The organism is Nonomuraea sp. NPDC049784 (assembly GCF_040659615.1).
In the GTDB taxonomy this organism is placed as follows: Bacteria; Actinomycetota; Actinomycetes; order Streptosporangiales; family Streptosporangiaceae; genus Nonomuraea.
The window spans coordinates 1-20,996 of the sequence record NZ_JBFAMX010000075.1; the positions used below are offsets into that span (position 1 = coordinate 1).

Consider the following 20,996-nt stretch of genomic DNA (forward strand, 5'->3'; position numbering starts at 1 on the left):
TGCTGACCGTGCCGTACGCGGTACGGCTCGTGCTGGCCGGGCTCGCGGGCCTGGACCGGTCGGCCGAGAAGGCGGCGGCCGGGCTCGGCGCCCCGCCGTTCCTGGTGTTCTGGCACGTGACGCTGCCCGCGGTGCGCGGGGCGCTGATCGGCGGCGCGTTCTTCGCGTTCATCACCTCCTTCGACGACCTCACCGTGGCGCTGTTCGTGGTCACCACCGACCTGCAGACGCTGCCCGTGCGGATCTTCAATTACATGCAGTACGACTACGACCCCACGGTCACCGCCATCGGCACCCTGATGGTGCTGTTCGCCGTGGTCGCGGTCGTCGTCATCGAACGTTTCGTAGGCGTGGCCAGGCTGTTCGGCGCCGATACGGATCACAAGTGAGAGGAGCCAGTGTGCGAGTCGTCGTCATCGGTGCGGGGGTGGTCGGATCCGCGGTCGCGGCCGGGCTCACCCGGCGCGGCGCGCAGGTCACCGTCCTGGAGGCGCGTACCCCGGGATCCGGTACGACGTCCACGTCGGTCGCGTGGGTCAACGCCAACAACAAGACGCCCAAGGCGTACTTCGACCTCAACCACGCCGCCGTCTGGGCACACCACCAGCTCCCCGGCGACTGGTTCTACCAGACGGGCAACCTCGAGTACGCGGTCACCGACGCGCACAAGGAGCTGCTCGAGGCCCGCGTGGAGCGGCTGGTCGGCATGGGTTACCCGGTCGAGCGGGTGACCGCCGGGCGTGCCCTCGCCCTGGAGCCCGACCTGGTGCCGCCGCCCGTGGGCGCCGAGTTCGTGTTCTTCCCCATCGAGGCGTACGTCCAGCCGCTGCGGCTGCTCGGCCGGCTGCTCGGGGAGGCGCGGGACGGCGGGACCGTGGTCGAGTGCGGCGCGGAGGTCACAGGCATCGAGACGTCGCCGTCGGGGGCGAAGGTGACGCTGGCCGACGGGCGTACCTTCGCCGGTGATGTGGTGGTCACCTGCACCGGGCGCTGGACGCAGCGGGTGGCGGCGATGGCCGGGGCGGAGGTCCCGATGCTGGACCCGGCCGTGTCCGGCGCGGTCACGAACGGCTTCCTGGTCACCACCGCCCCGGTGCCCGCCCGCCTGTCGCGCGTGCTCACCACGGCGGGGCTCAACCTGCGCCCGGACGGGGGCGGGCGGCTGCTGCTGCAGTCGCTGCCCCTGGACGGCCGGGCCGACCCCGCCGTGCCCGTGCCGGCCGACGTCCTGGACTCGATCATGGCTCTGCTGCCCGGCGTCCTGCATGCCACGGACGGGGCCACGGTGGAGCGGGCGGTGGTGGGCCAGCGGGCGATGCCCGGCGACGGGCTCACGGTGGCGGGCTTCACGGACGCCGAGCGGCGCCTGTACACGGTGGCCACGCACAGCGGGGTCACCCTGGCGCCGCTGCTGCTGGGCGAGGTGGCGGGGGAGCTGTACGGCGAGGAGTCGCCGCTGCTGGCCCCCTTCCGCCCCACCCGCTTCGCCGACGGCACCGCCGGCCCTACCCCGGCCCCGGCTCGGCGGCCGGGGCAGCAGTAACCCGCCCGCCGTACCCCGGCTGAGGTCCTTCGCGGGAGGAGGCGCAGGTGCCGTCCCTCTCCTCCTCAAGGACCTCAGCCGGAGTACGGCGCGGCAGGCCCATGGCCGTGCTCCCGCGAAGGCAGGCCTGCCACCTAAGCTTTTGCAATGCCCCGCGAGCGACTCCGCCCCGTGGACCTGGCGCGCGAGCACGGTCTGTCCACGCAGGCGATCCGGAACTATGAAGAAGCGGGCATCCTCCCGCCGGCCGCGCGCACGTCCAGCGGCTACCGCGCCTATACCCCTGCCCACGCGCAGGCGCTGCGCGCCTTCCTCGCCCTGGTGCCCGGCCACGGCCACCAGACGGCCAGCTCGATCATGCGAGAGGTCAGCAGGGGCGCGGTCGAGCAGGCCCTGCAGCTCATCGACGAGAGCCACGCCCAGCTGCTCGAAGACCGCCGCACGCTGCTGGCCGTCGAGCGGGCGCTTCGCGACCTGACGTCCGAGGACGGGTCCAGGCCTCTGGAACGTCACGAGCCCGTCGGCGACACCTTCATCGGCCCCCTGGCCAGAAGGCTCGGGATCAGGTCCGCCACCCTCCGCAAATGGGAGCGTGCCGGGCTGGTCAATCCGCGACGCGACCCTCAAACGGGCTACCGCGTCTACACCGCCGCCGACGTGCGGGATGCCCGGCTGGTCCACCAGCTCAGGCGCGGCGGCTACCTGCTGGAGCAGATCGCGCCGCTGCTCGCGCAGGTGCGCTCCGCAGGAGGGGTGGCACCCCTGGAGGCCACCCTGCGTGACTGGCACGCCCGGTTGTCGGCGCGCGGCCGCGCCATGCTGGCCGGCGCCGCGGAGCTCGACGCCCTCCTGAAGGGAGCTCTGACGGATTAAGATACAGTACAGCTCTGTATATTAATCCGCCATGACAGGCAGACGGGATGACGCCATGGGTGCATACGTGCTCGGCTTCCACGACATCGACAAGACGCTGCTCCCCCTGGTCGGCGGCAAGGGGGCCAACCTCGGCGAGCTGTCCGCCGTCGAGGGCGTGCGGGTGCCACCGGGCTTCTGCGTCACCACCGAGGCATACCGCGCGGTGGTGGAGTCGGACGAGACGGTCGCCGAGCTGATCGACGGGCTCTCCGGGCTGCGGGCGGACGACCGGGGCGGGATCGCCGAGGCGGCCGCGCGGCTCAGGACGGCCGTCGAGACCCTGCCCGTGCCGGCCGAGATCGAGGGCGACATCCTGCGCCATCTCGGCGAGCTCGGCGACGGGCCCTGCGCCGTGCGCTCCAGCGCCACCGCCGAGGACCTGCCGTCGAGCTCGTTCGCCGGGCAGCAGGACACGTACCTGAACGTCACGGGAGAGCAGGCGGTGCTCGCGAGCGTGCGGCGCTGCTGGGCGTCGCTGTTCACCGACAGGGCGGTGGCCTACCGCATCAAGAGCGGCTTCGATCACCACGCGGTCCGCGTGTCCGTGGTCGTGCAGCGGATGGTCTTCCCCGAGGCGGCGGGCATCATGTTCACCGCCGACCCCGTGACCTGCAACCGGAACGTGGTCTCGATCGACGCCGGGTTCGGCCTGGGCGAGGCGTTCGTGTCGGGCGTGGCGAACGCCGACAACTACCGGGTGCGCGCGGGCGAGATCATCGTGCGGAACGTCGTGACCCAGACCATCGAGCTGCGCCCCTCCCCGGACGGCGGCACGGAGGAGAGGGAGATCGAGCCCGCCCGCCGGCACGTCCAGACCCTGACCGATGAGCAGATCGTCCGCCTCGAACGGCTGGGCCGCCGCATCGAGAGCCACTTCGGCCGCCCCCAGGACATCGAGTGGGGGCTGGTCGACGGCGGGTTCCAGATCCTCCAGAGCCGCCCCATCACCACGCTCTACCCGGTGCCCGCGACCGGCGACGGCAAGAACCACGTCTACATGTCGTACGGGCACCGCCAGATGATGACCGACGCCTTCAAGCCCCTGGGCCTGTCGGTCTTCGCGCTCCTGCACGACCGGCTGGGCCGCTCGGCGGGGACGGTGACCGGCGGCCGCTTCTACAAGGACGTGTCGCCCGAGCTGTCCTCGACGTGGGCCCGCGCGGTCACGCTCAAGAGCCTCGGCCAGGTGGACGTCCTCATGGCCAACGCGTTGCGCCAGGTCCTGGCCAGGAAGGACTTCGTGCGCGGCCTGGCCCACGGCAAGACCTCGATGCTGGACTTCGGCGAGGGCGGGCTGCTGCCGATGGCCCGCCAGTACCTGAAGCTGTCCGGCAAGGACGACACCGAGGCCGTGCCCGAGCTGATAGCCGAGAACGAGAGGACGGTCGAGGAGCTGCGGCGGGGCATCGCGGGCAAGTCGGGCGACGCGCTGTTCGCGTACATCCTGGACGACCACGATGTGCTGGCCCGGCTCACGTTCGACCCTCGCAGCGTGGCGGCGGCCTTCGTCGGCATCCAGGCGGTGAACTGGGTCAACAAGCACATGAAGGCCTGGCTCGGCGTGCAGAACGCCGCCGACCCCATCGCCCAGTCCGCCGACCACAACGTGGTGGCCGCCATGGGCCTCGACCTGCTCGACGTGGCCGACGCGATCCGCCCGTACCCGTCGGTGCTCGAGCACCTCGAACGGGCCGATCGCGACACGCTCCTGACCGGGCTCGACGGCCTGGAGGGCGGTCCGGAGGCCCGCCGCGCGATCGAGCGCTATCTGCACGCGTACGGGATGCACTGCTCGGGCGACATCGACATCACCAGGACGCGGTGGAGCGAAGACCCCACCCGGCTCGTCCCGCTCCTGCTGAGCAACGTCAGGAACTTCCCGCCGGGCGAGCGCGCCCGCAAGGCCGAGCGGGGCCGGGCCGAGGCCGAGCGCACCATCGCCGACCTGCTGGAGCGACTCAGGGAGCTGCCCGGCGGCGAGCGGAAGGCGAAGAAGGCGGTGCGGCAGATGAGCCTCATCCGCCACTTCATCGGCTACCGCGAGTACTCCAAGCACGCCCTGCTCCAGCGGTACGAGCTGTACAAGCAGGCGCTGCTCGCCGAGGCGGCGAAGCTCGTCGAGCGGGGAGTGGTCAAGGAGCCCGAGGACGTGTACTTCCTGTCACTCGAGGAGTTCCGGGAGGTCGTGCGGACCGGACGGCTCGGCTATTCGCTCATCGAGGAGCGGCGCGAGGCGTTCGAGGAGTATCAGAAGCTCACGCCGCCGCGCGTGATCACCTCCGAGGGTGAGGTGATCTCCGGCGAGTACGACACCGGCGCCCTGCCCGAGGGGGCGCTGGCGGGCATCGCGGTGTCGTCCGGCGTCGTCGAGGGGCGGGCCCGGGTCGTGCTGAGCATGGACGAGGCGGCGGTCGAGGAGGGCGACATCCTCGTCACGGTCTTCACCGACCCGAGCTGGTCTCCGCTGTTCGTCTCCGTCAAGGGGGTGGTGATGGAGGTCGGGGGAGTGATGACCCACGGTGCGGTGGTCGCCAGGGAGTACGGCCTGCCCGCGGTCGTCGGCGTGGAGAACGCCACCCGGCGCATCGAGGACGGGCAGCTCATCCGCGTCAACGGCACCGAGGGGTACGTCGAACTGCTCTGACCTGATCCCGTGGGCTGCGCAGATACGCGCGGTCAATGATGTTCATCGGAGCTCCTCGCTCGGCAGCTTCAAGATGGGCACCGTTTTGCGCGGCTGATCATCGTAGGTGTGCGGCGCAGGTAGTCCATGGCGATCCATTCGTCGATGGTGGTCACCTTCAGGCCGGAGTCTTGGGCGATGTCCTTGACGGAGACGCCGGCTACCACCAGCACACTGTTGTGCGGATAGCGGAGCTCTGGCAGGTGGTGCCCGCGTAGGTCATGGTTGCCTGCCGGGCGTAGGTGCAGCGAAACGCTCACTGGAAGGTCCCGTCTGTTGGTCCGCTAATCAACGGCGGTTTCGGAGGCGGCGGATCAGATCGCGTAGCCGGTGCCGGTTGTCCGGCTTGTTGAACTGCTCGCGGGCCTGCTTGGCAAGCCGTTGTCCCTGGGGGCTGTGCAGGTAGACGCGGATACGGTCGATGATCTTCATGTCGGGGATTCCTCCGAAGGCACCCGTTCAGGAGTTGTGCGTGAGGGCGGGTGCGCGTTCGGCGTCTGAGATCGGACGGAACGGAGCGAGAAGGGTAGGCAGGATGTGGCGACGGTTGCGGATGAGTGCGGCGAGCGCGATCACCAGGTAGATCCCGCACAGCACGTAGCGGGCGGTTTGCCCGGGCAGGGCGAACTGGACGGCGAACAGGCCCAGCAGTGTCCAGGCGGCCCAGCGGGGGAATCGCAGTGCGAGCAGGGCGGCGACACCGAGCAGTGTTTGGGTGGCGGTGAGCAGGAACTCCTCGATCTGGCGGGCGTCCAGCGCGAGGCCGCCGGCGCTTCCGCCGCCGATCAGGTAGGCGATGGGCAGGCTGCCGACGAGCAGGGTCCACTGGTTGACCTTGCTGGAGATCAGGGTGCCGATCGCGTCGTCGCCTTTGCCGCGTACCGCGAACAGGATGGCGACGATGAACTCGGGTGACTCGGACGCCAGTGGCGCGAGCCACTGCACGAGCAGGAACTCATCGACGCCGAACTGCTTGCCTGTGGCGATCAGAGCCTGCGCGAACGGTTCGGCGCTGGCGACGATGACCACGGCGGCGAACAGGAACAGAACGACCACCAGGGTGCGGCGCGACCGCTGGGGCAGGGCCCCGATGGTGGCCGCCGGCCCGACCAGGTGCGGTTCATCGACCTCGGCGCGGGACATCTTCCAGAGGTAGAACACGAAGAACCCCAGCAGCGCGAACCCGAGCACCAGGGAGATCTGGCCGGTCGCGGGAATGACGAACGCCACCACCGACGCGATCGCGAGAAACCCGAGCTCGACGCGGTATCCGGAGTCGAGTACCAGCTCCCGGACGGTCCGGCCGGTGCGGCGCTTGGCGATCGCCAGGCCGAGCAAGACGACCAGTGACCAGCCCAGGCCGAGCAGCAACCGGTTGGAGCCGGTCATGTTCGCCGCGGCGTAGGCGACGTAGGTGGGGTCAGAGCCCGCGGTGTAAGCGAAGTACAGGTCGACCGCGTACTCCGGCAACACCGCGATGACCGCCAGGATCGCGATCGCGAGCCCGCCGGAGATATCGACCTGCGCCGCCTCCGCCGCCCAGGCGAGCACGAACGAGGCCGCCACGACCGCCGCCCCGAACATCAGCAACGCGACCAGCGGCGATGGATGGATCCCGGCGAGACGAGCGACCAGCGCGGGAACCGTGAAAACCACACACAGAGCCAGCGGCCGCAGCAACTTGGGGAGCACGACGTGAGTTCCCTTCCCGGACGGCGAACAGCCGGACCGGGCATCCAGGGAGCTCGGCCAGGCATGACTGCTTGGCCGAAGGTCTCGTCCACCGATGTCACGGTGACGTGACGCCGGTCCCCACCGCCGGAGAACCCGAGGGCTCTCAGCATGTCGACGCGTGGTGTTACGGGCTACTCCCCTTCGGAGTCCCTTCAGCTTGCCATCGTTTCGTCGCTTTCGCAAATAACAAAACGTCGTGCCGAGATGCGGGCCATGCGGCTCGGGCGGGACAATGGCCTCACCATGCAGTCCTCACCAGCGGCGAAGCCGCCGCCACCGGCCGAACCGACCCCGGCACAGCTGAGATCGGCGGCGGGCACGTTCGCGCTGCTGTCCAGCCCGGTTCGCCTGCACCTCGTGTGGTTGATCACGCATGGCTCCTACGACGTCGGCACGCTCGCGCACCACGTCGGGATGAGCATCGCCACGGTGTCACAGCACCTGTCGAAGCTGCGGCTGGCCGGCGTGATCGCCGCGCACCGTGCGGGTCGGCGCCAGCTCTACACCGTCGACGACCCGCACGTCCTGACCCTCATTCAGCAGATCTTCGACCACATCGCCCCGGACGGATCACTCGCGCCCGACCCTCCGACCACCCGCTGACCGCGATGAGGAACCCCTAGATCTCCAGGATCCACAGCCGCTGGGTGGCAGAGGGGGAGATCCGCGCTCAGGTACGGCAGGGCCATGTCCATGCAACACTCCTTGCGGCCGGTCCTCTACCGTTCCGACGAGCGACCGGATCCGGAATCGACAGCCTCGGCGAGGCGGGAGGCGAGGAACTCCCGTTCGGCCTCGTTGTCGGCGAGTTCCAACGCCGCGCGGTAGGCGATGACGGCCTCGCGGGGGCGGCCGAGCCGGCGCAGCAGGTCGGCTCGAATGGCGGGAAGATAGTGGTAGGCAGCGAGCCGGTCGTCTCGTGCCAGAGCGTCGATCTCCTCGAGAGCGGCCTGGGGGCCGTGCACCATCGAGGTCGCCACCGCCCGGTTGAGTGCGACGACCGGGGAGTGCCACACCTTCAGCAGCTCGTTGTAGAGCCAGAGGATCTGGCGCCAGTCGGTTGCTGCGTAACTGGCGGCGCCGGCGTGCAGGCAGGCGATGCCGGCCTGCAGCGCGTACCGGCCGGCCCGGCCAGTACGGAACGCGCCCTCGACCAGGCGGCGTCCCTCGTCGATGGCGGCCCGGTCCCAGGCGGTGCGGTCCTGCTCCTCCAGCAACAGCAACCGGCCCTGGGCGTCGGTCCGGGTGGCCCGGCGGGCATCGGTGAGCAGCAACAACGCAAGCAGCCCGCGGACCTCCGCCTCATCGGGCATCAGGGCCAAGAGCACGCGGGCCAGGCCCAGCGCGCGCTCCACCAGATCGGTGCGGACCAGATCGGCGCCCGCGGAGGCGGTGTGCCCGGTGGTGTAGAGCAGGTGGATGACGGTCAGCACCGCGTCCAGCCGCTCGGGCAGCTCGCCGGTGTCCGGCACCCGGTACGGGATCGCCGCTGCGGAGATCTTCTTCTTGGCCCGGGTGACCCGTGCTGCCATGGTCGGCTCGGAGACCAGGAACGCCCTGGCGATGTCGCCGGTGCCGACCCCGCACACCAGGCGCAGGGTCAGCGCCACCTGGGCCTCCCGAGCCAGCGCGGGGTGGCAACAGGTGAAGATCAGGCGCAGGCGGTCATCGGGGATCGCCTCGTCGTCGGGCTCATCCATGTCGACCTCGTCCGGTTCTGCGAGCAGCGGCATTTTCGCCCGGAACACCTGGTCCCTGCGCAGGACGTCCAGTGCTTTGCGTTTGGCGGTGGTGGTGAGCCAGGCGCCGGGCTTGAGGGGCACGCCGTCGCGGGCCCAGGCCTCCAGTGCGGCGAGGTAGGCGTCTTGGACGCACTCCTCGGCCAGATCGAGGACGCCGGCGACGCGCGCCGTCGCGGCGAGCACGAAGGCCCACTCGCGACGGTGCGCGTCCGCCACGGCGCGTTCGACCGCGGCCCTGTTGTCGTCGCTCACTCCGCCGGCGGGACGAACAGCGGCCGGACCTCCACGCCGCCGCCGTCCAGGTAGACCGGGTTGAGCTTGGCGATCTTCAGGGCGACGTCCAGATCCGGTGCCTCCAGGATGAAGAACCCGGCGATGACCTCCTTGGCCTCGATGAACGGGCCGTCGGTGACGAAGTCGCCGCCGCGCACGGACGTGGCCGTGGTGCTGGGCTGCAGCGCATAGCCCGCGACACCGCGCCCGCCCAGCTCCTCGACCTGGGCCGGGTACCGTTCGAGCGCCGCTTCGTACTCAGGCGAGATCTTCATCGGGTCGCCCGGCGCCGGCATGTAGACCAGGACTCCGTACTGGGGCATCAGGCCCTCCTCATTCTTGGTGGTCATCCTCTCTATCACCCGACGAACGGGAACAGCCGTCTTCGACAGCGGCCCCGAAGAAGGCGGTTGAGGAACTCTGGGAGACCATCAAGCCGCTGCTACGGCTCGGGGATGACTTGGCATACTTCTTCGGTGGATATATCAAGGGCTTCCTGGCGTAACACGACGCACGATTGGGCGAGCGTGGTGGACTTCGGTCACCTGGCGTGCATCCGTCAGAACCCGGACACATTCGCTCCCGGTGGTGTCCGGCATCTGATCCTTGAAGTCGTCGCCTATGCAGCCGACGAGGCGGAGTGCAACAACGGAGGGTGCTGTGTCGTGACACTCCACCCCGATGGCTCAGTGTCCGTGGCAGATGACGGGCGAGGCACTGACACCCGCTTTGACGAACATGGACGGGTCGTGAAGAAGCCGGTTATGGCGTCGAAAGACCTCCGGTTCTTCGATCACCCTGACGCACAGTTGCTTTCCGATGGTCATCCGCGCCGGGGCATGTCCGTCGTCGCGGCGCTCAGCGAGTGGCTCGTCCATACCAACCGCCGCCACAACGGATCCTGGACTCAGCGGTACGAACATGGCGCGCCCGTGACTGATCTGGTACCGATCGACGATGACAGCACGACTGGGACGGTCGTCCACTTCCTCCCGGAGGAGCCTGTGCGGGTGGCGAGCGGCGATCTCATCCCGTTCGCCATGCCGTGGCGATGCCTGTCCGTCGAGGTCGACGACCGGCGTGCCGGCTGATCCGATCACCATCCCCGGCTGTCGGCGATGCTCATCGCAGCGGACGGATCCGAGGACGATCACTGACGCCGAGGCCGTAGTGGCCGGCTCGGGCATCGCGTGGACGTACCTGCGGCCCGTGACGTTCGCCACGAACACGTTGCAGTGGGCGGCGCCGGTACGCGCCGAGGGGGTGGTACGGGATCCGTTCCCCGACGCGCACTCGGCTCCGGTGCACGAGGCCGACATCGCGGCGCGCGCCTTGACCGAGCCCGTGCACAAGGGAGCGGTGTACGTGCTGACCGGGCCGGAGCCGGGCACGCGCGAGCGGCAGGCGGAGCTGATCGGGGAGGCGATCGGCCGGCCGGTCCGCTTCGTCGTACAGGATCGGGCCGAGCATCGTGAGGCGCTGGACGTCGCGGAGTCCGTGATCCGCCACCCGCGGGACGCGGTGGACCGTCCGGCGCCGGCCACGGACACGGCCGAGAAGGTGACCGGTGGCCCCGCGCGCACCTATGGCCGGTGGGCGCGGGACCACGTGGCCGAATTCGGCGGCTGAGCCGGTCAGACGGTGCCGTGGGGGTTGTCGATGACGTAGCGCCACTGGCCGTCGGGGCCGCAGCGGACGACGTCGGTGGCGGTGCCGCTCATGTCGATCTCGGTGCCGTCGCGTGCCGTGCCGCGCATGGACCAGTCGACGATGAGCAGGGCGATGTCGCCGGCCACGTACGCGTGCCTCGGACGCGCCTCGATCGGCAGCCCGAAGCTCTGCAGGTGCTGGTTGGCGGCGAGACGTGCGGGGCCGGTGACGGGATGGCCGGGCACCGGTACGAGGACGGCGCCGTCCTCGTAGACGTGGTCGATCGCCTGGGGATCGCCGGCGTTCATGGCCGCGACGAAGCGGGCGGCGGGGCCGTCGGGGTCTCCGGCGAGAAGCACGTGGGGCCGGGATGTGTCATGACTATTCATGACAAAATGATCATATCACATTCCGGCCTGTCTCAGGCCTGAGCGCCGCCGTCTCGCGGAGTCCGAGATTGTCGTGGGCGCCCGCTAGGGTCGCCGCGATGGCTGACACAGCGGAGGTGTGTTCGTGCGCCCGTTCTTCTTCCCGGCCCGCTGGAGAGGCGGCCGGGTGAGCGCGTGGGAGCGGCTGGTCAAGCTGGCCGCGCGCGGTGCGACCGGCAAGGTGGTTCGCCTCGTCGGCGAGCTGGACCCGGCCGGTCGGAAGGAGGTCGCGGAGCGGCTGCCGGGATACGTGGCCACGTTGCGGCCCGAGGGCGACTGGTCGGCCTGGCAGGAGCAGCTCAGGTCGATGCTGCTGGCTGGGGTCGGGTGCCTCGGCGGGGCGGCGGCCGTCGCGGCGTGGTTGTTCAGGCGCGAGTTCCGCTGGATGCAGGGCGACGACGAGCTCGTTCTCGAGCTGCTGCGCGAGCGGCCCGCCGCGTGGAAGGCAGACGTGGCGCGCCGCATCGCCAGGCGGCTGCGCGTGCCCGAGCTGCGGTATTGGGAGGTGGCCGCGGCGTTCGTGCGGGAGACCGGCATCGAGCCGCCGGACGGTGACGCGTTCATGGTGGGCTGGTTGCGCGCGCTCGACTCGAAGCCGGCGGCCACGGATCCGCTGTTCGCCGCGTTCACGCCGCGGATCTTCGAGATCGACGGCCTGGGGGAGGCCCTCCCCAATCAGGTGGGCACGATCGTCCGGCTCGTCGAGGACGGGCTGCTGGAGCGGAAGGTGGTCATCGACGGGGTCGTGGGGCGGCTGCTGCGTGACGGGCCGTCCGCGCCGGCTGCCCTCGCGATCCTGCACGACCGGCTCGACCTCGACATCGACGAGTCGGCCGGGCGGGCCGCCGACTACACCAGGCTGCTGCCCGCCGGGCCGGTCTCGGTGGCCGATCTGGCGCTGGCGCAGCTGCGGCGGCTCGAAGAGGCGGGGCGGCTGGAGGAGGAGCTGTTCGCCGAGGCGGTGCAGGCGCTGGCGTTCCGGCCGGAGAAGAAGCTGCTGCGTGCGGTGGTCTCGTGGGCCGGCGACGCCGTGCTCCGCGACGCGGGGCGGGTGGACGTCGTGCTGGCCGCGCTGTCCGTGATCTTCGCGCAGGACACCCTGGCGCTGCAGGAGCGCGCCGTGCGGCTGGTCGTCAAGCTGGCCCGGCACGCCGGTGAGCCGGGTCGCGAGGCCGTACGCCAGGCGGCGGCCGTGCTGCCCGGCGAGCTGCGGGAGAAGATCTCGGCCGCGTACGGCGGCGGCATCGAGGCGGAGGAGGTCGCCGTCATCCCGCTTCCCGCGGTCGGGGACGGCCCGGCGATGCCGGCGCCCATCGCCTCGGCGGAGCAGCTCGTACGCGAGGCCGCCGCGCCTGACCTGGACCCGTACATGTTCGAGCGGCTCCTGGGCGGGCTGGCCGAGTGGTCGCACCGGGCGCCCGGCGCGCTCCGCCAGGCATTGCTTCCCTGGTCGCAGCCGGTCGATCCGCTCTTCTTCGGTCATTACGGGGACCGGCTCCACGACGGGGCGGTTCAGGCCGTGCGCCGGGCCTTCCTCGCGTTCGCCTCGCCCGAGGACAGCAGGTCGCTGTCGAAGACGGCCGTCAAGCAGCCGCTGCCCCTGCGCGCGTTGGACCGGATCTACCTGTGCCGCGCCCACGAGCTCGCGCGGTCGTTCGAGGACGGCAACGGCTACCCGGTCCTGCTGGCCACGCCCACCGCGGGCACCGGCCACATCGACCCCGGTGTGCTGCTCGATCGCCTCGAGGTGCTGGAAGCCGCCCGCGTGCGGGCGCTGCCCCTGGATCTGGCGCAGGCCCTGCTGCGGCTGCCCCGCGACATCCCGGAGGTGTGTTGGCGGCGGGCGGAGGGGCTGACCTCGGAGGCGGGCCGCACGTGTGCCGCCTGGATGCGCGGTGGCCGCCCGGCCGATCCGGGAGTGAAGGTCTTCGTCGTGGAGCATCGCCCGCGGCAGGGGGAGCCGACGCGGGACTTGAAGGCCGAGCTGTCGGGCGACCTGCCCGAGCCGATCCGCGAGCTGTACGAGCTCGAGACCGGCTACGCGTACACGCTCGAGTGGTGGCCTCTCGTCATGCCCTCGCACCGGGAGGTCGTGGCCGTGCACATGATCTGGAACCTGTCGGCCGGCATGGAGTTCAACGACTTGCCCACCCAGGCGCTGGTGGGCCTGGCGTACGCGGACGGCCCGATCGGTGAGGGCATGGCGCACGCGCTGGCCTGCGGCATGGGCCACGCGAACGCCACCAGCCGGGCGGCCGCCACCGAAGCGCTGCTGACACTGGCGGCGCGCGGGCAGGTTCCGGTGGCGGCGCTGGGGGAGGCGCTCACGGAGCTGGTCACGCGGGGCCTTCTCAAGCTCAACCGGGTGGTGTCGGTGCTCGACGACGCCACACAGGCGGGGGCGCACGAGACGGTGTGGGAGGTGATCGTGCGACTGCTGCCGGGTCTGCTGCCGAAGGAGGATGAACGGCCGCGTGCGGGGGTGGCCGACCTCCTCGCGGCGGGGGCGAGGGCGGCCAGGATCGCGGGGGTGCGTGCTGAGCTGCCGGAAGTGGCAGCGGTAACGGCCCGCAAGGGGTCGAGCAGGCTGGTCCAGGAGGCGCGGCGGTTACGGTACCTCGTGACCGCCCCTCAGAAATCTACTTTGTAAAGGCGTCGGGATCGTCTTCAAGATCCTCGCCTCAACACCACCTGGGACATCGACTGGGAGCTCGTCGTCAGCCGCAGTCGAGACACCTCCACAGCTCGGTGTCGCTTGCCGGGTCGGGGTGGGCGCAGTGGTGAGTGCTCGCACGTCCGTGTACGGTGTGCCGTCGTCAACGAATCCCGTGTACAAGTGGTTCCAGTCGCCGGCCCGCGGCGTCCACTCCGGGAAAGCCCAGCGTGCGGCGTGGTCCCGGAGCCCGGAGAGCCGTCGGTCCTGACCTGAGGAGGCCGTACTCCACGGTGCCAGGAATGGCACCAAGAGCAGTCAAGCGCTGTTCAGCGCCGCCAGTGGCCGCCGCGGCATCGGTAGATGCGGCCACGGGAGGTTCCAACAGCGCCCGGTGTGCCGCAGAACCCGCCCGGGCGAACGTTGCCGACTTGGATCGGTTCCGGTTGCGGTTGCGGACGGGGCTGGCGGGTCTTCTTCCGCTTGGGGCGTTTGCCCTTGCTGGGGTCGTGGTCATCGATGTCGTTGAGGGTGGTCGCTCCGTCGCCGTCATCGTCATTGTCGTAACGGTCGGCGACGCCGTCGTCGCCGCGGCTGGCCACGGGTCGCGGTATCCGAGGTTCCGGCGTCCAGGGCCTGTACGACGGGATCGGCGCCGGCGTGTAGGCGGCAGACGCGGGGGCTCGGTCGTCGCTGCCGAAGAGGGCGCTGCATCCGCCCACGACGAGCAGGAGGGCGACGACAAGGCAGCCGCACCCTTTCGCTCGATTGCGTGCTGCGGGCTTGATGGTCGGCATGGAGCGTTCCTCCCAGGAGGTGCGTGAGCACAGACAGTAGGTGAGACGCTGCAATGCGCTACTTAGTTGGTGTTGTTTGCGCCGGCTCCATCCGGGTGCCCGGCCCCCGCGGCCTGGAGCCTTGCGCGTGGCGGGGCCGCCACCCGCACCCACATGACCGCCACACCCTCCATCACCGGCCCGCACGTCATGCACGACGACAAGCACAGCGCCCACCAGGCGGACCACATCACCGCACCGACCAGCGTGCTCATCCGCCCGGACGGATGCATCGCCGATCTTCGCAGCTGACGCCGGCCACGCCGGTGCGCCAACGTCACCCAGCGGCGACCCTGCCCACGGGTTGCTCCGTGCTGAACCAGGACAGCGCCCTCAGCCTCACCGGCGAGGGCGCCGTTTCCCGCATGGCCGATCCTTCGGGCGTCAGATTTTCAGCGGAAGGCGGCGCACTCCTGTCATGGTCGGCGTGGGCATGAAGTGCACCGGGTCGCCCGGGTCGGTGCACAGGCGGTCGAATCGGTCGAGCAGGATGTTCAGGGCGACGCGTCCCTCCAGGCGGGCCAAGGGGGCGCCCAGGCAGAAGTGGATGCCGCGGCCGAAGCCGAGATGTGGGTTGGGGTCGCGGCCGGGGTCGAAGACGTCAGGGTCGGGGAACTGCCGGGGGTCTCTGTTGGCCGCCCCGAGCCAGGCCATGAGTATTTGATCGGCAGGGATGGTCACGCCGCCGATTTCGACTTCGCGGGTGGTGGCGCGGCCGAGGGCGGCGAACGGGGTGAGGAAGCGGAGGGATTCCTCGATGACGTCCGGGATCGAGGCGCGGTCGGCCCGTACCTTGTCCTGTTGCTCCGGGAAGGCGTCCAGGCACAGCACTGTGTTGCCGAGCAGCATCGTCGTGGTGATGTGTCCGGCGAGCAGGAGGACGATCGCGAAGTTGACCACTTGGCCGTCGGGAAGGCGTTCGCCGTCCACCTCAGCCTCGACCAGCCTGGTGAGCAGGTCGGCGCGCGGCTGTCGTTTTCGTTCCGCGGCGTGGCCGGCGAGGTAGGCGTACATGTCCTTCCACGGTTTCAGCGTGGCCTCCATGTCCACGTTCTGTTCTTCGGCGGGCTCGGCGAGTGAGACCTTGGTGTCGCGCTGGAACAGCCCGTCGGCCCACTGTTTGAACAGGGCGCGATCGCTGCTGGGCACGCCCAGGAGTTCGGCGATGACGATGACCGGGAGGGGATAGGCCAGATCGGTCACCAGTTCCAGCCGGCCGCGATCCTGTGCCGCGTCGAGCAGCTCGTGGGTGAGGGCGGCGATCCTCGGCTCGAGATCCGCGACGACCTTCCGGGTGAAGGCGCTGCTGACCAGCTTGCGTAGCTTGCCGTGCTCCGGCGGGTCGATCTGGGTGATGAAGCCCTCCAGCGAGAGGTCCTTGCTGTCCGGCTTCAGGTCCTTGGGGATCACGCGCATGGTGTCGGAGGAGAACGTGGCGGGATCGCCGAGGACCTCGTGCAGTTCGGGGTAACCGTAGACGTTCCACATCCCGGCGCGGGCGTCGTGCTCGACAGGTGGGCCCGATCGCTGCCCGCGCAGCCAGAAGTGCTGTTCGGGGATGTTGTACCGCTCGACGATGTCAGCCATCGCCTCTCCCTTGGTCGTGGGTCTGTTGCCGGTGTCCGAGATGTACTCCGTGGCCTGCCGAGTGTTCAGAACGTGAAGCGGTATTCCACGGACATGTTCCGCAGTCCCGGTACGGCGTTCATGAGCCGGTAGATGACGCGGTAGAGCCGTACCGGGATCCTGCGGTAGTGCGCGGTGAGGGGAACCTGGTCGGCGCAGGTGAGGCGGGGGTTCCAGCGCTCGACGTCCCGGCCGTCGCGCGGGGACCAGTGGAACAACTTGGCCATCCGGACCACCCACGGAGCCAGCCCATCGAAGATCAACTCGCCTGAGGTGAAGTGGTCGGTCAGCCGCTGCAGCAGGCGGCGCACCTCGGATGGGGTCAGGTAGGGCAGCAGCCCCTCGGCGATGATCAGGGCGGGGCGGTCGGCGGGGATCTTCTCCAGCCAGCCGTCGTCCGTCACCGACGCGCCGATCATCCGGTACGTGCCGTGTTCCGGATAGAGCTGGCGGCGCAGGTCGATGACCTGGGGAATGTCGAGATCGAACCAGCGCAGCGCCCCCTGCGGGTCGAGCCGGAGCATCCGGCTGTCCAGGCCGCACCCCAGTTGCAGCACGATGGCGTCCGGATGCCGGGACAGGAAGGCGGCGCTCCAGTCGTTGAGCTGCCGGGCCCGCAGCGCCACCAGGAACTGGTTGCTGTTCGGCCGCATGCGCCGCTTCAGCTTGGCGAAGTCGTAGTCGATGCGCCGGATGGCCTCGGCCGCGTGGTGGTCGCCGAGGATCGGCGCCGGTAGCCGGCTCTCCCATGCCCGCAGGTAGAGCGTGCCCAGGAGCGTCCAGGTCACCCCTTCGTCGGTGATGCCGCTGAAATCCACCCTTTCCGCGTTCATTCGACGCCCCCATCATCGTCTTCCGGTTTCTCGCGGTACTCCCGCCAGCGCTGGAGGAACTCGTCCAGGTCGCGCGCGGTGAAGGCGAAGAACTCCTTGGTGTCCTCCAGCCGCGCCCGTTGCTCGGGCCGATCGTCGCCGACGACTGACAGCCCGAAGTCCAACGTCTCCAGGACCGGCTGCATGGCGGCCAGCTGGACCCGCATGACGTGCTCCCATCCACCGTGGACCACCTGGTAATGGTGCTCGCGGCTCGACCTGGGGACGCGCTCGATCATGGCGACCGCCTCCAGTTGCCTGGCGACCGTGCTGATCGCGGTCTTGCTCACGCTGAGTTGCGCCGCCAGATCGGTGAGGGACTGGTGTGGCGGGTCACAGATCATCAGCCACGCGTACAGGCGACCCATCGTCCGCGTGCCGCCCAAACGCTCCATGACCAGCCCCAGCCGGTCGACGAACTCGCTTTCCCGGGGATCCATCTATGCCAACTCCGGCAGCATCGTAAAGTACGTACTTTACGAAGCGTACGTCCCCCGTCGGCCTCGAGCAAGGGGCCAGTACGTTGCGCTCCTTGAAAGTGAGGAAGGGGGGCAGAGCAGGTAAGCCGGAAAGGGCTGATAGGGCTGGTCAGGGCCAGGCGCAGATGGACGCGCTACGGGGGGTGAAGATGGGCCAGATCAGGCCCGGTGTCAGCGGGCGAGGGGAATGCGGAATACGAAGCACGCACCACCGGTCGCCGAGTCTTCGATGTGCAGAGTGCCGTGGTGATCTGAGGCGATGTCGCGCGCGATGGCCAGCCCCAGGCCGGCACCGCCGCGGTCGCGACTGCGGGCGGTGTCCAGTCGGACGAAGTTCCGGAATACGCGTTCGCGGTCGGCAGGGGCGATTCCCTCGCCGTCATCAGCCACGGCCAGTTCGGCATGTTCGCCTGCTCGGCGCAGGCGAACCTCCACCATGTGGGTGGCGTGACGTCGGGCGTTGTCGAGCAAGGCGACGAACAATCGGGCGATCTCGCCCGGGGCGGCGTTCACCGTCACCGCGGGATCGACGTCGAGCCGCAGGTTGCACCGGTCGGCCCAGCGAGCCGCCTGTGCCTCGACCAGCTCTGTCAGGTCCACATCCTCAAGAATTCTCCCAGTGTCGGCCTGCGGCCGGGCCAGAAAGAGGAGATCATTGATGATGTTCTCCAACCGATCGAGGTCACCCATGACATGGTCCAGGAGATCGGGCAGGTCGACGTCGTCTGGATACAGCTTCGCCGCCTCTACTTGCAGGCGTAGGCCGGCGATCGGCGTACGGAGCTCGTGCGAGGCGTCGGCGGCAAACTGACGCTGCCGGTCAAACAGCTGTTCCAAGTGCGTTTCCGCCTCCCTCGGCTGTTCGTTGAGTTCCTGCAATTCCTCGTCGGGGGCGCAGCGCTCCGCCTCCATCGTGTGCTCATGCGCGTCCAGCTTCCTCGCCCGCGCGCCGGCCTGCTGTCGCCCGGTGAGGAACGCGGTCACGTCCTCGACCCGGTGGAGGAACAGCGTCACCGCTCCGTCCGGGTCGAGGATAGGAGAGTTGATCGCGCTCCAGTACCGTTCCTCGAACACGTCCGCGCTGCCGGGCACCGGCATGGCGGTCTTGTGCGGAGCCATGACGTCGGACTGTCCGGTGGCCCGGACCCGCCAGAGCGAGGCTTCGAGGTTGCGGAGCGCGCGAATCTCATCGGGATCGGCGGGATTACGGGGAAACGGGTCGAAGAGATACCGGCCCAGCAATTCCTCTGTCTGAAGTCCGCAGGTGTCGGCGTATGCCTGGTTGACGGCCACGATGGTCAGATTCAGCGTCATGATCAGGCACGGGCTCGGAATGGCCGTGAACACGGCGGCGTAGTCAACGTGGTGTCTCATCGCGTTCCTCTCCGTTATGCCTGGCAGGTCAAAGATCCCTAGCCTTGTTCGGGCATCTGCCTTGCCCGCCGGCTTGCCAGACGGGCTGGTCCCGCGAGGGGAAGCCGCAGCACGAAGCAGGCCCCGCCCGTTGCGGACTCCGTAGCGTGGAGGGTGCCCAGGTGCGCCTGGGCGATGTCGCGCGCAATGGCGAGACCGAGGCCGGTGCCTTTGTGGTCGAGGCGGCGTGCGGCGTCCAGGCGGGTGAAGCGTTGGAAGATCCTTTCCCGCTCGGACTTCGCGATTCCTTCTCCGTCGTCGGCCACGGTCATCTCGGCGCTGTCGCCCGCGCGGCTCACCCTGACCTCGACCATCCGCTGGGCGTGCCGTTGAGCGTTGTCGAGCAGGTTGGAGACCAGTCGGGCGATCCGGATCGGGACGGCTTGGACGGTCACGCCCGGTTGAAGCAAGAGCTGGACCGCGAGGCGATCGACCCGGCGGCAGACCTCGTCCCGGACCAGCTCCGCGAGGTCGACTTGCTGCGGCTCCATGGGTGGGCCTGTCTCCATTTCGCCGAGGACTCGCAGGTCGGTGAGGATCGCATCCAACCGGTCGACGCCTCTCAGCGCCCTGGTGAGCAGATCGTGGTGATCAGTCTGGTCGGGATACAGGCAGGCCTCCTCTAGCTCCGCGCGCAGTCCCGCGACGGCCGTGCGCATCTCGTGGGAGGCGTCGGAGGCGAACTGCCGGTTCTTCTGCAGCTCTGACTCCAGCTCTCTCAGCATGTCGGGGACGATCGGGACCGTCGCCGCGGTTCGGCCCTCACGGAGCGAGTGTGGACCCTCACGGTCGTACCAGGCTGTCGGACGCGTCATCGCGGACGATCCTTTCTCTCGATCAGATTCCGCGGAATCGGGGCTGTCACCTTGCGTATTCACGGGCAAGCCGTTGCCGCACACCGCACATCCTCCGGATGCGGTGCTGCGCTTTGCCCAGAAGACGTACAGGCCGGTGATGTCCAGGCGCGGGTCCTGGCGGGCGATGGGGTAATCGAGCTGAGACATGTCGCTGTCGGTTTCTCTTCGGCGCTCGGAAATGCGGCAAAGGTCAGGGCCAGCGCGCGCAGAGTGATCTCTGTGGCACCGGCCGGTTGTCCTCGGCGTTAGGGAACGAGGATGAGGCGGATCGGGTCGCCGGTCTTGTGCTCAAGCCGGTGGATGGCCTCGGCGGCGTCGGCGAGCGGGATATGGTCGGTGATGGAGGGGGCCAGGTCGAGTCGGCCGCCTGCAGCCAGCCGCACCAGCTCGGATACGGATTCCGGCAAGCCGCCGTAGTGGCCGCGTACCTGCTTGCGCATGTAGTTGAAGGTCAGGCCTTCGCTGATGGTGAGCGGCTTCGGGGTGATGCCGACCAGGATGAGGGCGCCGTTGAGGCCAAGCACCGTGGCCGCCTGCTCCCGGACCGCGGGCACGCCGGCGCAGTCGAAGGCGAAGTCCAGGCCGCGTCCAGCGGTGGCCGCACGTACCTGGTCGGCGAAGTCGTCGGCGGCAGGGTCGAGGGCGATGTCCGCGCCGAAGGCCACAGCGCGCTCCCGGGCGCCGGGCAGCGGGTCGACGGCGATGATCGGCGCGGCGCCGACCAGACGGGCGACGCGGACGTTGTGCGCGCCCACTCCACCCACACCCCACACGCCCACGGCCTGGGCGGGGCGCACCCCGGCGGTGGCCACGACGGCGGCGTAGGGGGTGGAGACCGCGTCCGGGATGATCGATGCCTGGTCGAAGGGGAGGTTGTCGGGGATGGGGATGAGGGTGTCCTCGCGGGCGACGGTGTACTGGGCCCAGCCGCCGTCGTAGTCGATGCCGCGGGTACGGACCTGGGTGCAGGGGCGGCGGCGGGCGCAGTCATCGCACTGCTCGCAGCTCTGTCCGGCCTCCAGGGTGACGCGGGTGCCCACCCTCAGGCTCCGCTTGAGGCCGGGGCCGAGGGTGTGGATCACCCCAGAGACCTCGTGGCCGACGGTGACCGCGTCGGAGGTGGCGAACAGGGGGCGCAGGGTGCCGTCGATCAGGTGGACGTCCGATAGACAGACGCCTGCGGCCTTGACCTTGATGAGTACCTCCCCCGGGCCGGGCACGGGGACGGGGACCTCTTCCACGACGAACTTCTGGGTGTCCAGATAGAAGCGTCCAGCGAGCATAGTGTCCAT

22 protein-coding genes are annotated in these 20,996 nt (G+C 69.5%); 9 read left to right on the plus strand and 13 right to left on the minus strand.

The features are described 5' to 3' along the window. The 4 genes from AB0J09_RS18240 to rph form a co-directional block, all read left to right on the plus strand. Positions 1–389: ABC transporter permease subunit (locus AB0J09_RS18240; RefSeq protein ID WP_360691784.1), on the plus strand; the 389-nt coding region annotated here is incomplete at its 5' end. Between the two features lie 11 nt (positions 390–400). Further along, positions 401–1,543: an FAD-binding oxidoreductase gene (locus AB0J09_RS18245; protein ID WP_360691787.1), complete on the plus strand. Its 1,143-nt coding sequence runs from the start codon at positions 401–403 to the stop codon at positions 1,541–1,543. 147 nt (positions 1,544–1,690) lie between these two features. Next, positions 1,691–2,416: a TioE family transcriptional regulator gene (locus tag AB0J09_RS18250; protein ID WP_360691790.1), complete on the plus strand. Its 726-nt coding sequence runs from the start codon at positions 1,691–1,693 to the stop codon at positions 2,414–2,416. Between the two features lie 31 nt (positions 2,417–2,447). Further along, positions 2,448–5,102, plus strand: coding sequence for a rifamycin-inactivating phosphotransferase (gene rph, locus AB0J09_RS18255; RefSeq protein ID WP_360691793.1), 2,655 nt, complete (start codon positions 2,448–2,450; stop codon positions 5,100–5,102). Positions 5,103–5,170: 68 nt separating this feature from the next. Here rph and AB0J09_RS18260 read toward each other — a convergent pair whose 3' ends face one another. From AB0J09_RS18260 to AB0J09_RS18270, 3 genes are read right to left on the minus strand one after another with little or no spacing between them, the layout of a single operon-like run. Continuing rightward, positions 5,171–5,401 (minus strand): hypothetical protein, encoded by a 231-nt coding sequence (locus tag AB0J09_RS18260; protein WP_360691796.1) that lies wholly within the window; start codon positions 5,399–5,401, stop codon positions 5,171–5,173. A 28-nt stretch (positions 5,402–5,429) separates the two neighbouring features. Beyond that, positions 5,430–5,573 carry a hypothetical protein gene (locus AB0J09_RS18265; RefSeq protein WP_360691799.1) on the minus strand — a complete coding sequence of 48 codons (144 nt, stop codon included), beginning with the start codon at positions 5,571–5,573 and terminating at the stop codon, positions 5,430–5,432. A 27-nt stretch (positions 5,574–5,600) separates the two neighbouring features. After that, positions 5,601–6,833: a sodium:proton exchanger gene (locus AB0J09_RS18270; protein WP_360691802.1), complete on the minus strand. Its 1,233-nt coding sequence runs from the start codon at positions 6,831–6,833 to the stop codon at positions 5,601–5,603. Positions 6,834–7,088: 255 nt separating this feature from the next. Between AB0J09_RS18270 and AB0J09_RS18275 the strand changes: the two genes are divergently transcribed. After that, positions 7,089–7,478 (plus strand): metalloregulator ArsR/SmtB family transcription factor, encoded by a 390-nt coding sequence (locus AB0J09_RS18275; RefSeq protein WP_360691805.1) that lies wholly within the window; start codon positions 7,089–7,091, stop codon positions 7,476–7,478. Positions 7,479–7,594: 116 nt separating this feature from the next. Here the strand turns inward: AB0J09_RS18275 and AB0J09_RS18280 are convergent, their stop codons facing one another. Both AB0J09_RS18280 and AB0J09_RS18285 read right to left on the minus strand, forming a co-directional pair. Then, positions 7,595–8,869, minus strand: coding sequence for a DUF6596 domain-containing protein (locus AB0J09_RS18280; protein WP_360691808.1), 1,275 nt, complete (start codon positions 8,867–8,869; stop codon positions 7,595–7,597). Beyond that, the gene (locus AB0J09_RS18285) at positions 8,866–9,240 is read right to left on the minus strand and encodes a YciI family protein (protein ID WP_360691811.1); all 375 of its coding nucleotides are present in this window, start codon (positions 9,238–9,240) and stop codon (positions 8,866–8,868) included. The genes AB0J09_RS18280 and AB0J09_RS18285 overlap by 4 nt, the downstream gene beginning before the upstream one ends. A 177-nt stretch (positions 9,241–9,417) precedes the next feature. Between AB0J09_RS18285 and AB0J09_RS18290 the strand changes: the two genes are divergently transcribed. Both AB0J09_RS18290 and AB0J09_RS18295 read left to right on the plus strand, forming a co-directional pair. Beyond that, a complete protein-coding gene (locus AB0J09_RS18290) occupies positions 9,418–9,981 on the plus strand; it encodes a hypothetical protein (protein ID WP_360691814.1) in 564 nt (187 codons plus the stop codon). After that, the gene (locus AB0J09_RS18295) at positions 9,971–10,519 is read left to right on the plus strand and encodes a hypothetical protein (RefSeq protein WP_360691817.1); all 549 of its coding nucleotides are present in this window, start codon (positions 9,971–9,973) and stop codon (positions 10,517–10,519) included. Before AB0J09_RS18290 ends, AB0J09_RS18295 begins: the two co-directional genes overlap by 11 nt. A 5-nt stretch (positions 10,520–10,524) precedes the next feature. Here AB0J09_RS18295 and AB0J09_RS18300 read toward each other — a convergent pair whose 3' ends face one another. Continuing rightward, on the minus strand, positions 10,525–10,929 hold the full coding sequence (locus AB0J09_RS18300) for a nuclear transport factor 2 family protein (RefSeq protein ID WP_360691820.1): 405 nt from the start codon (positions 10,927–10,929) through the stop codon (positions 10,525–10,527). A gap of 124 nt (positions 10,930–11,053) precedes the next feature. Here AB0J09_RS18300 and AB0J09_RS18305 point away from each other — a divergent pair, with 124 nt between their 5' ends. Next, entirely contained in the window at positions 11,054–13,618 is a 2,565-nt protein-coding gene (locus AB0J09_RS18305; protein WP_360691823.1) for a DUF6493 family protein, read from the plus strand. 332 nt (positions 13,619–13,950) lie between these two features. On the opposite strand, the gene AB0J09_RS18310 is transcribed toward AB0J09_RS18305, so the two are convergent. Beyond that, positions 13,951–14,418, minus strand: a complete 468-nt coding sequence (locus AB0J09_RS18310; protein ID WP_360691826.1) for a hypothetical protein — start codon at positions 14,416–14,418, stop codon at positions 13,951–13,953. Positions 14,419–14,571: 153 nt separating this feature from the next. On the opposite strand from AB0J09_RS18310, the gene AB0J09_RS18315 reads away from it, so the two are divergent. Further along, on the plus strand, positions 14,572–14,709 hold the full coding sequence (locus AB0J09_RS18315; RefSeq protein ID WP_360691829.1) for a hypothetical protein: 138 nt from the start codon (positions 14,572–14,574) through the stop codon (positions 14,707–14,709). 132 nt (positions 14,710–14,841) lie between these two features. Here AB0J09_RS18315 and AB0J09_RS18320 read toward each other — a convergent pair whose 3' ends face one another. The 6 genes from AB0J09_RS18320 to AB0J09_RS18345 form a co-directional block, all read right to left on the minus strand. Further along, positions 14,842–16,044 (minus strand): cytochrome P450, encoded by a 1,203-nt coding sequence (locus tag AB0J09_RS18320; protein ID WP_360691832.1) that lies wholly within the window; start codon positions 16,042–16,044, stop codon positions 14,842–14,844. 65 nt (positions 16,045–16,109) lie between these two features. Continuing rightward, entirely contained in the window at positions 16,110–16,916 is an 807-nt protein-coding gene (locus AB0J09_RS18325; protein WP_360691835.1) for a class I SAM-dependent methyltransferase, read from the minus strand. Further along, positions 16,913–17,395: a hypothetical protein gene (locus AB0J09_RS18330; RefSeq protein WP_360691838.1), complete on the minus strand. Its 483-nt coding sequence runs from the start codon at positions 17,393–17,395 to the stop codon at positions 16,913–16,915. Before AB0J09_RS18330 ends, AB0J09_RS18325 begins: the two co-directional genes overlap by 4 nt. Before the next feature lie 210 nt (positions 17,396–17,605). Further along, positions 17,606–18,808: an ATP-binding protein gene (locus AB0J09_RS18335; RefSeq protein WP_360691841.1), complete on the minus strand. Its 1,203-nt coding sequence runs from the start codon at positions 18,806–18,808 to the stop codon at positions 17,606–17,608. Positions 18,809–18,846: 38 nt separating this feature from the next. Further along, a complete protein-coding gene (locus AB0J09_RS18340; RefSeq protein WP_360691843.1) occupies positions 18,847–19,662 on the minus strand; it encodes a HAMP domain-containing sensor histidine kinase in 816 nt (271 codons plus the stop codon). 287 nt (positions 19,663–19,949) lie between these two features. Then, positions 19,950–20,996, minus strand: coding sequence for a zinc-binding dehydrogenase (locus tag AB0J09_RS18345; protein WP_360691846.1), 1,047 nt, complete (start codon positions 20,994–20,996; stop codon positions 19,950–19,952).

What these genes read in the sequence shown, in the direction of transcription:
- AB0J09_RS18275 (WP_360691805.1), top strand. Translation starts at nt 7,089, where the DNA reads ATGCGGCTCGGGCGGGACAATGGCCTCACCATGCAGTCCTCACCAGCG.
- AB0J09_RS18345 (WP_360691846.1), bottom strand. Translation starts at nt 20,996, where the DNA reads ATGGACACTATGCTCGCTGGACGCTTCTATCTGGACACCCAGAAGTTC.
- AB0J09_RS18265 (WP_360691799.1), bottom strand. Translation starts at nt 5,573, where the DNA reads ATGAAGATCATCGACCGTATCCGCGTCTACCTGCACAGCCCCCAGGGA.
- AB0J09_RS18315 (WP_360691829.1), top strand. Translation starts at nt 14,572, where the DNA reads ATGACCGCCACACCCTCCATCACCGGCCCGCACGTCATGCACGACGAC.
- AB0J09_RS18310 (WP_360691826.1), bottom strand. Translation starts at nt 14,418, where the DNA reads ATGCCGACCATCAAGCCCGCAGCACGCAATCGAGCGAAAGGGTGCGGC.
- AB0J09_RS18325 (WP_360691835.1), bottom strand. Translation starts at nt 16,916, where the DNA reads ATGAACGCGGAAAGGGTGGATTTCAGCGGCATCACCGACGAAGGGGTG.
- AB0J09_RS18340 (WP_360691843.1), bottom strand. Translation starts at nt 19,662, where the DNA reads ATGACGCGTCCGACAGCCTGGTACGACCGTGAGGGTCCACACTCGCTC.
- AB0J09_RS18330 (WP_360691838.1), bottom strand. Translation starts at nt 17,395, where the DNA reads ATGGATCCCCGGGAAAGCGAGTTCGTCGACCGGCTGGGGCTGGTCATG.
- rph (WP_360691793.1), top strand. Translation starts at nt 2,448, where the DNA reads ATGACAGGCAGACGGGATGACGCCATGGGTGCATACGTGCTCGGCTTC.
- AB0J09_RS18285 (WP_360691811.1), bottom strand. Translation starts at nt 9,240, where the DNA reads ATGACCACCAAGAATGAGGAGGGCCTGATGCCCCAGTACGGAGTCCTG.
- AB0J09_RS18335 (WP_360691841.1), bottom strand. Translation starts at nt 18,808, where the DNA reads ATGAGACACCACGTTGACTACGCCGCCGTGTTCACGGCCATTCCGAGC.
- AB0J09_RS18300 (WP_360691820.1), bottom strand. Translation starts at nt 10,929, where the DNA reads ATGAATAGTCATGACACATCCCGGCCCCACGTGCTTCTCGCCGGAGAC.
- AB0J09_RS18250 (WP_360691790.1), top strand. Translation starts at nt 1,691, where the DNA reads ATGCCCCGCGAGCGACTCCGCCCCGTGGACCTGGCGCGCGAGCACGGT.
- AB0J09_RS18320 (WP_360691832.1), bottom strand. Translation starts at nt 16,044, where the DNA reads ATGGCTGACATCGTCGAGCGGTACAACATCCCCGAACAGCACTTCTGG.